Below are 10091 nucleotides of genomic sequence, written 5' to 3'. Positions count from 1 at the left end.
GTCGAACACGCCGAGGACTATTCCACCCAGATCCCGCTGATGCTGGCGCGTGACCGCAATCCCGATGCGCAGCTTGGCGATTTCATCGCCGATCCGCTGCCGCCGATGGATTTCGGCCGCATCGCCGCCCAGTCGGCCAAGCAGGTCATCGTGCAGAAGGTCCGCGAAGCCGAGCGCGACCGGCAGTTTGATGAATTCAAGGATCGCATCGGCGAGATCGTCAACGGCACCGTCAAACGCGTCGAATACGGCAATGTCATCGTCGATCTGGGCCGTGGCGAAGGCATCATCCGCCGCGACGAGACCATTCCGCGCGAGGCATTCCGCTACGGTGACCGGGTTCGCGCCTATGTCTACGATGTGCGCCGCGAACAGCGCGGCCCGCAGATCTTCCTGTCGCGCACCCATCCGCAGTTCATGGTCAAGCTGTTCCAGATGGAAGTGCCGGAAATCTACGACGGCATCATCGAGATCCGCTCGGTGGCACGTGATCCGGGCAGCCGCGCCAAGATCGCCGTCATCTCCAATGATTCCTCGATCGATCCGGTCGGCGCCTGCGTCGGTATGCGCGGCAGCCGCGTGCAGGCCGTTGTCGGCGAGCTGCAGGGCGAGAAGATCGACATCATTCCATGGTCGCCGTCGCCTGCCAGCTTCATCGTCAACGCGCTGCAACCGGCCGAAGTGGCCAAGGTGGTGCTGGACGAAGATGCCGAGCGCATCGAAGTCGTCGTCCCCGACGAACAGCTCTCGCTGGCCATCGGCCGTCGTGGCCAGAACGTTCGCCTTGCTTCGCAGCTCACCGGATGGGATATCGACATTCTCACCGAGGAAGAGGAAAGCCAGCGCCGCCAGAAGGAATTCAACGAGCGCACGCAATTGTTCATGGAAGCGCTCGACGTCGACGAGATGGTCGGTCAGGTGCTTGCCTCCGAAGGCTTCAGCCAGGTCGAGGAAGTGGCTTATGTCGATCTCGGTGAAATCACCGCGATCGAGGGCTTTGACGAGGAAACCGCCAACGAGTTGCAGACCCGGGCGCGCGAATATCTCGACAAGCTTGAGGCTGAACTGGACGCCAAGCGCAAGGAACTGGGCGTCGAGGACGAGTTGCGCACCGTGCCCGGCATGACCACGGCCATGATGGTGGCGCTGGGCGCTGACGGCATCAAGACCGTTGAGGACTTCGCCGGCTGCGCAGTTGATGATCTGACCGGCTGGTCGGAGCGCAAGGACGGCGAAACCAAGCGATTTGACGGCTTGTTTACGGGGCTGGAAATTACCCGCACCGAAGCTGAATCGATGATCCTTTCTGCCCGTCTCACCGTCGGCTGGATCACCGAGGACGAGTTGCTGGTCGAAGACGAGGAAGAGGGTGTCAGTGAGGCTGAAGCCGACACCGAAGTTGAAACTGAAGTCGTGGCCGGCGGCGAAGAGGCCTGAGGCCGGACGTCGCCGGAGGCTTTGCCGTGAAGGTCAGGATCGAACCCGTGAACGACCGGATGTGCATAGTGACCAGGGAACGCGGCCAGCCGGATGGTTTGATCCGGTTTGTCGCCGGGCCTGATGGCTCGCTGGTTCCGGATTTGCGCCAGGTTCTTCCCGGGCGCGGCTGCTGGGTGACGGCGGAGCGGGCCGTGGTTGATCTGGCGGCCAAGCGCAAGCTGTTCGGCCGGGCGCTGAAGACTGAGGTGACCACCGATCCCGATCTGGGTGGTGTGGTCGACAGGTTGTTGTGCGACAGCCTTTTCGGAATGATGAACATGGCGCGAAAGTCGGGCCAGTTCATCACCGGTTCCGGCAAGGTGGATGACGCCATACGATCAGGCGGCGCGGTGGCGCTGATGCATGCTTCGGACGCTTCCGATGACGGTGTCCGCAAGTTGCGGCAGGCCAATACGGCCCGGGCCAGGGGCATCAAGGAGGCGGAGATACCCGTCTTTCGGCTGTTTTCAGCCGATGAATTGGCGCTCGCCATGGGCGAAGGCGCTTTTATCCATGCCGCCGCGCTTGCAGGGCAGGCCGGTGAGGGTGTAGTGAAGCGCGCAAAGATGCTTGCGCGCTACAGGAATGGTCCCGAGGCGGGACCGGACTGAAGACGGGCTTTCGGGCGCTTCGCCCGGGTGCAAACGATTAAGAAGCCGACGCGCATGGGCGCGATGCGGTTTCCCGCGGAAACGGATACGGAATGAGCGACAGCAACGACGACAAGACAATCAGTGTTACCGGCAAGAAGACCTTCTCGCTGAAACGCCCCTCTGTTGAACAGGGGATGGTACGCCAGGAGATGGGTCGTGGCCGCACCAAGGCCGTGGTGGTGGAAACGCGCAAGCGCCGCGTCACGCGTCCTGAAGATGAAAACCAGGCGCCGCCTGTGACTCTCAAGCCGCGCCCTGCGCCCGTCGCTGAAAAGCCGGCGGCCCCGGTTGCCCCGCCGCCACCACGCGCGCCCGCACCGACGGCGCCGCCGCGCGGTGCTGTGCTCAACCGGCTTTCGGCAAGCGAAGTTGAAGCGCGCCGTCGTGCGTTGCAGGACAGTCGTGTTCGCGAAGTCGAGGAGCGCAAGCGCGCCGAGGAAGAGGCAGCCCGCAAGGCCGAGGAAGACGCCCGCCGCGCCGTAGAGGAAGCCGAGGCAGCCCGCATCAAGGCTGAAGAGGACAAGCTCCGCGCCGCCGAAGCCGCGGCCAATCCGCCGGTTGTCGAAGAACCACCGGTCGAAGCCGCGCCCGCAGCCGTGGCCGCACCTGCGGTCGAAGAGGCTTCCCGTGGCCGTCGCCGCGAGAATGAGGCGGAAGCTCCCGCCCGTACCGGCGGCCCGGCCCGACCGGGCGCCAAGGTGGCGCGACCGGAAACTCCCAAGCCGACGCGTCCCAAGGTCGAAGAAGACCGACGTCGCGGCAAGCTTACCCTGAATGCCGCTCTGAGCGATGACGGCAACTCGCGCGGCCGTTCCTTGTCGGCCATGCGCCGGCGCCAGGAAAAGATGCGTCGCTCGATGGCGCAGGAGCCGCGCGAAAAGGTCATGCGCGAGGTTACCTTGCCTGAAACCATCACCATCCAGGAACTCTCGCAGCGTATGTCCGAGCGGTCGGTCGATGTGATCAAGTACCTGATGAAGGAAGGCCAGATGATGAAGCCTGGCGACATCATCGATGCCGACCTTGCTGAAATCATCGCCGGCGAATTCGGCCACACCGTCAAGCGTGTTTCGGAATCCGATATCGAACTGGGCATATTCAATGTCGAGGATGAAGGCGGCGAACTGGTTTCGCGGCCTCCCGTCGTCACCATCATGGGTCACGTCGACCACGGCAAGACATCGCTGCTGGACGCCATCCGTGACGCCAACGTCGTTTCCGGCGAGGCTGGCGGCATTACCCAGCACATCGGCGCCTACCAGGTTGAGAAGAATGGTCAGCTGATCACCTTCATCGACACCCCGGGTCACGCCGCCTTTACCGCGATGCGCGCCCGTGGCGCCCAGGCCACCGATATCGCCATCCTTGTGGTGGCGGCTGACGACGCCGTGATGCCGCAGACGATTGAATCGATCAATCACGCCAAGGCAGCCGGTGTGCCGATCATCGTGGCGATCAACAAGATCGACAAGCCGTCCGCTGATGCCCAGAAGGTCCGTACCGACCTGCTGCAGCATGAAGTGTTCGTCGAAAGCATGGGCGGCGAGGTTCTCGACGTCGAGGTGTCCGCCACCAAGCAGCTCAATCTCGACAAGCTGCTCGATGCCATCCTGCTGCAGGCGGAACTGCTCGATCTCAAGGCCAATCCGGATCGCACCGCCGAAGGCGTGGTGATCGAAGCCAAGCTCGATCGTGGCCGCGGCTCGGTTGCCACCGTGCTGGTCCAGACCGGCACGCTTCGTCCGGGTGAAATCCTCGTGGCCGGTGACCAGTGGGGCCGTGTACGCGCCCTGGTCAACGACCGAGGCGAGCAGGTCAAGGAAGCCGGACCGGCGTTCCCGGTCGAAATTCTTGGTCTTCAGGGCACACCGCAGGCAGGCGACCGCTTCGCTGTGGTGGAAAATGAAGGCCGCGCCCGCGAGATCGCCGAATATCGTCAGCGGCTTGCCCGCGACAAGGCTGCGGCGCGCCAGAGCGGCTCACGCGGCTCGCTCGAGCAGATGATGACCCAGCTGCAGGATACCGGCAGCCAGGAATTCCCGCTGCTGGTCAAGGGCGATGTGCAGGGTTCGATCGAAGCCATTGCAGGCGCCATCGACAAGCTGGGGACCGACGAGGTCCGTGCCCGGATTATTCATTCCGGCGCCGGCGCCATCACCGAATCCGACATCTCGCTGGCGGAAGCCTCGGGTGCCGCCATCATTGGCTTCAACGTTCGCGCCAACAAGCAGGCGCGTGATGCGGCTGAACGCGATGGCGTCGAAATCCGATATTACAACATCATCTACGATCTGGTTGATGATGTGAAAGCGGCCATGTCGGGCATGCTCTCTCCGGAACGTCGCGAAACCTTCCTCGGCAATGCCGAGATCCTCGAGGTGTTCAACATCACCAAGGTCGGCAAGGTCGCCGGTTGCCGTGTCACCGAAGGCAAGGTCGAACGTGGTGCGGGCGTCCGCCTGATCCGCGACAACGTTGTCATTCACGAAGGCAAGCTCAAGACCCTCAAGCGCTTCAAGGACGAAGTCGCCGAAGTCAATGGCGGCCAGGAATGTGGCATGGCCTTCGAGAACTACGAAGACATCCGCGCTGGCGATGTTATCGAGTGCTTCCGAGTCGAGCACGTCACGCGCACGCTTTGATGTGAACCCAGCCCGGCGCGCCATGCGCCGGGCTGTTCTCCGTCGTCTCGCGTCCGGGCCATTGCGCCCGCAATTTCGGTTGGAATTTCATGCCCAAATCATCCTCCTCGGCCCCATCCCAGCGCATGCTGCGTGTCGGCGAACAGGTTCGCGCCGCCATCACCCAGGTGTTGCAGCGCGGCGAAATCCGGGATCCGATTCTTTCCAACACGCTTATTTCGGTCACCGAAGTCCGCATGTCGCCGGATCTGACGGTTGCCACCGCCTATGTCACGCCTTTGGGCGTAGAGGATCACACCGACACCATCGCGGCGCTCAACAAGAACGCCCGTTTCATTCGCGGCCGCGTTTCCCCGGACCTGCGCCAGATGCGCACCATCCCCGAACTGCGTTTTCGTGATGACACCAGCTTCGCCAATTACCAGCATATCGACAAACTGCTGAAATCGCCTGAAGTGGCGCGCGATCTGGAACCTCACGACGATGCCGATAACAAAGACGGTGAGCAGTAAGATGGCGACCCTTGTTACACCCGAAAAAATTGCCGCCATGTCGCTTGAAAACCGGGCAACGCTTTACGCCAACTGCATGAAGACGGTTGACAATGAGGATGCCGTTTTCATCGTCGAGATGATTGTCGACAGTGGCTTGCCTTACGCCCGCAAGAAGGAAATTTCGCACAGCGACCCGGAAATGCGCGCCATCGAACTGATCGTCAACGCACCGGCGAATGAACCGGCGATGCTGGATGCGGCAGCCGCAGGCGATCCGCCCCTGGGTGTCATTGAACCGCTGATCGTCAAGAAACTCGGAGATCTGTACCGGGCTGAAAATGGCGGAACCATTGCTGCCGGCTATCTGGTCGCCAAGCGCCTTTATGCGCTCGATTACGATAAGTGCCCGGCAAGGCCGATGCCGTCGGGCAGTGTCGCCCGGACAGCCGCGACATTCCGCAAAAAGCCTGGTTACGCCTGAGATGGGGCGCCGCGGCAAGAAGAAGGGCCGGCCCGTTTCCGGCTGGCTGGTGCTCGACAAGCCCTGGGATTTCGGTTCCACCGAGGCTGTTTCCAAGATCAAATGGCTGTTCAAGGCGGAAAAGGCCGGCCACGCCGGAACCCTCGATCCGCTGGCCTCCGGCATGCTTCCGATCGCGCTTGGCGACGCCACCAAGACCGTCCCTTACGTGATGGATGGCCGCAAGGTCTATGAATTCACTGTTGCCTGGGGCGAGGAGCGCAACACCGATGATCTCGAGGGTTCGGTGACCCAACAGTCTGACGCCCGTCCCGATCGCGCCGCAATCGAGGCGCTATTGCCGCGCTATACCGGCGTCATCGAACAGGTGCCGCCGGCGTTCTCCGCCGTCAAGATCGCCGGCGAACGCGCCTATGACATGGCGCGCGATGGCGAGGTAGTGGAGATTCCCGCCCGCGAGGTCGAGATCCACCGCATCACGCTGTTGGGCTGTCCCGATGCAGATCATGCGGTGTTCGAGGTGGAATGCGGCAAGGGCACCTATGTGCGGGCGCTGGCGCGTGATTTTGGCCGTGACCTGGGATGTTTTGGCTATGTGTCGGGCTTGCGCCGCACCATGGTCGCCCCGTTCGCGGAAGACGCCATGGTTCCGCTCGCCGATCTGATCGCGCTCGAGCAAATCGAGGATGACGCGGAACGTCTGGCGCAGCTCGATGCCTATCTGGTTCCCCCCGGCGAAGCGCTCGGCATGCTGCCGCGCATCGATGTCAGCGAAGACCAGGCGCACCGCATCCGCATGGGCAACCCGATCATCCTCAGGGGCCGCGACGCGCCGGTCGCCACCGATGATGCCTGTGCTTTTGTCCGAGGTTCGCTTCTCGCCATTGGCGAGGTCGCCGGCGGCGAATTCCGCCCCCGCCGGGTGTTCAGGGGCTGAACCCTTTTCCGTCAGAATGAACCGCCGTGGCTGGCTTCGATATGAGCCGCCACAAGGCTTTGCAGACGCCACAGATTGCGATCGTGAATGCCGAGGCTTTCGAGCATGGCGACGGTCGAAAACAGATACTCCGCCATCGAACCGCGATAACCGCAGGCATTGGCGAGCACCGCGGCAATCTCTTCATCCGGCAACCCGGCCACATAACGCGGATTGTTGCGGTCCATGGCGAATGTCAGCGCCTTGAGCGGCCCCTGATCGGTCTTCACACTGATCCAGCGCCAGGGGAACGCCGATGGCAACTGGCTCAACTCGCGGCGGATCAGCCGGTGCAACTCGTCCTCCAGCCCGGCCCGGGGCAGCCGGTAGGCCATGCCGGTACATTGGCCGCCGCGATCCAGCGCCATCATCAGGCCGGGTTTGTCGTGGCTGCCGCGATAACGGTAATCCGGTCCGAGACAGAACCGCCGGTGCCAGCCGATGGCCCGCCCCAGCCGCTTTTCCTCAAATCCGGTCTCCGGATTCCAGATCAGCGAGCCATAGCCGAACAACCAGAAATCCTCTGTCGGACAGCTTGCCAGCATGGCCTCGACAGCCTCCGAAAAGTCCGCGTCGGTGGCCGCGCGGAATCCCGGCAGCAGTTTGGGGCCCGGGTCTTCGATCTCGCGATGGACAAGATCAACGTGCCGCCGGGTCAGCCGCATCTGCCTGCTGTTTGCCATGGTCAACGGCTTCCTTTTGCGTGTTGCGCCAATTGTCCCGAAAGTCGTCTGGCAGCGGCGCCTGTGTCAAGGCTGCTTGCCTGTGCGCTTGCGCGTTGCTCCGGTTCGACGCTTGAACATCCGCTGTCATTCGGGCAATTTGTCAAAAAAGGGGAGACCAAGTTGACCAGATTCTGCACTGCCGCCGCCATCATCGGCCTCGCATCCGCCGCGTTGACCGGTTTCAAAGCACCTGTTCAGGCGCAAACTCCCGGCTTTGATGCCAATGGCTGCGGCTGGTATATCATTCTCGGGTGCTCGAAAAACCGGGGCGCCGCCAACCGGCAGCTGACCGACCTTGGTGGACCGATGGTCGGCGGAGGTGCCGGTTCGCGGGTCATCAACACCTCCGATATGGACGGCTTTCGAGACGGCTATTACTGCGTCGCCGACGGCCCCTACATTTCCGGTGACGATGCCGGTTCGGTCGCCTGGATCGAGGCCGTGCCTGACGCCTACGTCAAGCGCGGCTGCTGAAGCACCGGATCAGTTCGCCGGTCGCTGCCCAATCGTTCCGTAAAAATTCCTTTCATTTCGGCTCAAATTGCCCTATAGCCCAGCCGTTATCGCCGGTTTTGCCGGCCTGACGCTTCGAGGCCCTTGCTGGACGACATCCCGGCAGCGGGCGCCACATCCATCCAGACTGAAAGGATTACACGATGTCGATTACTGCTGAGCGCAAGGCTGCGCTGATTGAGGAATACGCCACGAAGCCCGGCGATACCGGGTCGCCGGAAGTCCAGGTTGCCATTCTGACCGAACGGATCAACAACCTGACCGGCCACTTCAAGGAAAACAAGAAAGACAACCATTCACGCCGCGGGCTGTTGACCATGGTGTCTACGCGCCGTTCGCTGCTTGACTATGTCAAGCGCAAGGACGAAGCGCGCTACGCAGCGCTGATCGCCCGTCTGGGCATCCGCCGCTAAACTGCTTGCCGGCGGGCGGAGCCTCAGGCTCTGCCCGCCGCAACGATTCTCCGGCCCCTCAGCTCACTCCGGGGGCCGTGGCGTTCAGGCGCACGCCGTCAGGCTGAACAAGGTCTGGCATTTGCGCTAAAACCGTCCGATGTACCGGGTAGCCCGGTTCCGGACATTTGCAATGGCCCGTCATGGGGCAGGATTGCAGGATGCTTTCAGCCGCCAGTCAGGCCGGCCCTTACCAAAGCCTCCCGTTGTCTTGCCCGAGATGCGCTCTAAACAAAACGGGACAGTGAAGCGCGCGGCCGAAAAGCGGTCACGCCCACATGCCCGCACACGAAGGACAATACATGTTCGATACCCACAAGGTCGAGATTGAATGGGGCGGCCGTCCGCTCATCCTGGAAACCGGCAAGGTTGCCCGTCAGGCCGATGGCGCCGTCATCGCAACCTATGGCGAAACCGTCGTGCTTGCCACCGTCGTTTCGGCCAAGTCGCCCAAGCCCGGCCAGGATTTCTTTCCGCTGACCGTCAACTATCAGGAAAAGACCTACGCAGCCGGCAAGATCCCCGGTGGCTATTTTAAGCGCGAAGGCCGCCCGAGCGAAAACGAGACGCTGACATCGCGCCTCATCGACCGCCCGCTGCGCCCGCTGTTTCCCGATGGCTACAAGAACGACACCCAGATCATCATCACCGTTCTGCAGCATGACCTGGAAAATAACCCCGACATCCTGGCGCTCGTTGCAGCTTCGGCTGCCCTGACCATTTCCGGCATCCCGTTCATGGGCCCGATCGCTGGCGCCCGCGTCGGCTATATCAACGGCGACTATGTGCTCAACCCGCATGTCGACGAAATGCCTGAATCTGACCTCGACCTGATCGTTGCCGGCACTTCGGACGCCGTGCTGATGGTTGAATCGGAAGCCAAGGAACTGGGTGAAGAGGTCATGCTCGGCGCTGTCATGTTCGGCCACAAGTCGATGCAGCCGGTGATCGACGCGATCATCCAGCTCGCCGAGGCCGCTGCCAAGGAACCGCGCGACTTCAACGCTCCGGATCATTCCGAACTCGAAGCCGAAATGCTCGCCATGTGCGAAGCCGATCTGCGCGATGCCTACACCAACACCGACAAGGCCGCCCGTTACACCGCCATCGACGCGGTCAAGGCCAAGGTCAAGGAACACTTCGCTCCGGCTGACGGCGAAGAGCCCCGCTTTGCGTCCGAAGTCATCGGCGCGGTCTTCAAGTCGCTGCAGGCAAAGGTGGTTCGCGGCGCCATCCTCGAAACCAAGAGCCGCATCGACGGCCGCGATCTGTCGACCGTGCGTCCGATCGTCTCCGAAGTCGGCCTGCTGCCGCGCACCCATGGTTCGGCGCTGTTTACGCGCGGCGAAACCCAGGCGATCGTTGTTGCTACGCTCGGCACCGGCGAAGACGAGCAGTATGTTGACAGCCTGACGGGGACCAAGAAGGCCACCTTCATGCTGCACTACAACTTCCCACCTTACTCGGTTGGTGAAACCGGCCGTACAGGTTCGCCCGGCCGCCGCGAAATCGGCCATGGCAAGCTCGCATGGCGCGCCATCCACCCGATGATGCCGTCCGCTGACCAGTTCCCCTACACGCTGCGCGTTGTCTCGGAAATCACCGAGTCCAACGGCTCGTCCTCGATGGCAACCGTTTGCGGCACCTCGCTGGCGCTGATGGATGCCGGCGTGCCG

The 10091-nt window shown here is 62.5% G+C and carries 10 protein-coding genes; 9 read left to right on the top strand and 1 reads right to left on the bottom strand.

Going from position 1 to position 10091, the window contains the following annotated elements:
* The 6 genes from nusA to truB form a co-directional block, all read left to right on the top strand.
* A partial coding sequence (gene nusA, locus ABJN75_RS23475; RefSeq protein WP_348442103.1) for a transcription termination factor NusA occupies window positions 1-1437 on the top strand: 1437 nt, incomplete at its 5' end.
* A 26-nt stretch (window positions 1438-1463) separates the two neighbouring features.
* A complete protein-coding gene (locus tag ABJN75_RS23470) occupies window positions 1464-2090 on the top strand; it encodes an RNA-binding protein (RefSeq protein WP_348442102.1) in 627 nt (208 codons plus the stop codon).
* A 92-nt stretch (window positions 2091-2182) separates the two neighbouring features.
* Window positions 2183-4774 (top strand): translation initiation factor IF-2, encoded by a 2592-nt coding sequence (gene infB, locus ABJN75_RS23465; protein ID WP_348442101.1) that lies wholly within the window; start codon window positions 2183-2185, stop codon window positions 4772-4774.
* A gap of 89 nt (window positions 4775-4863) precedes the next feature.
* Window positions 4864-5286, top strand: a complete 423-nt coding sequence (rbfA, locus tag ABJN75_RS23460; RefSeq protein WP_348442100.1) for a 30S ribosome-binding factor RbfA — start codon at window positions 4864-4866, stop codon at window positions 5284-5286.
* 1 nt (window position 5287) lies between these two features.
* On the top strand, window positions 5288-5749 hold the full coding sequence (locus ABJN75_RS23455) for a hypothetical protein (RefSeq protein WP_348442099.1): 462 nt from the start codon (window positions 5288-5290) through the stop codon (window positions 5747-5749).
* Window position 5750: 1 nt separating this feature from the next.
* On the top strand, window positions 5751-6686 hold the full coding sequence (truB, locus tag ABJN75_RS23450) for a tRNA pseudouridine(55) synthase TruB (protein WP_348442098.1): 936 nt from the start codon (window positions 5751-5753) through the stop codon (window positions 6684-6686).
* Window positions 6687-6697: 11 nt separating this feature from the next.
* Here the strand turns inward: truB and ABJN75_RS23445 are convergent, their stop codons facing one another.
* Window positions 6698-7408 (bottom strand): gamma-glutamylcyclotransferase, encoded by a 711-nt coding sequence (locus ABJN75_RS23445; RefSeq protein WP_348442097.1) that lies wholly within the window; start codon window positions 7406-7408, stop codon window positions 6698-6700.
* A gap of 162 nt (window positions 7409-7570) precedes the next feature.
* On the opposite strand from ABJN75_RS23445, the gene ABJN75_RS23440 reads away from it, so the two are divergent.
* From ABJN75_RS23440 to pnp, 3 genes are all read left to right on the top strand, one after another.
* The gene (locus ABJN75_RS23440) at window positions 7571-7924 is read left to right on the top strand and encodes a hypothetical protein (protein ID WP_348442096.1); all 354 of its coding nucleotides are present in this window, start codon (window positions 7571-7573) and stop codon (window positions 7922-7924) included.
* 182 nt (window positions 7925-8106) lie between these two features.
* On the top strand, window positions 8107-8376 hold the full coding sequence (gene rpsO, locus ABJN75_RS23435) for a 30S ribosomal protein S15 (RefSeq protein WP_152010753.1): 270 nt from the start codon (window positions 8107-8109) through the stop codon (window positions 8374-8376).
* 341 nt (window positions 8377-8717) lie between these two features.
* On the top strand, window positions 8718-10091 hold a 1374-nt coding region (gene pnp, locus ABJN75_RS23430), incomplete at its 3' end, for a polyribonucleotide nucleotidyltransferase (protein WP_348442095.1).

Origin of the sequence: Hoeflea sp. (assembly GCF_039975035.1) — a bacterium.
Taxonomy (GTDB): domain Bacteria; phylum Pseudomonadota; class Alphaproteobacteria; order Rhizobiales; family Rhizobiaceae; genus Hoeflea.
Note: the sequence above shows the minus strand (reverse complement) of the source record. Positions and strands in the feature narration are given on the sequence as shown.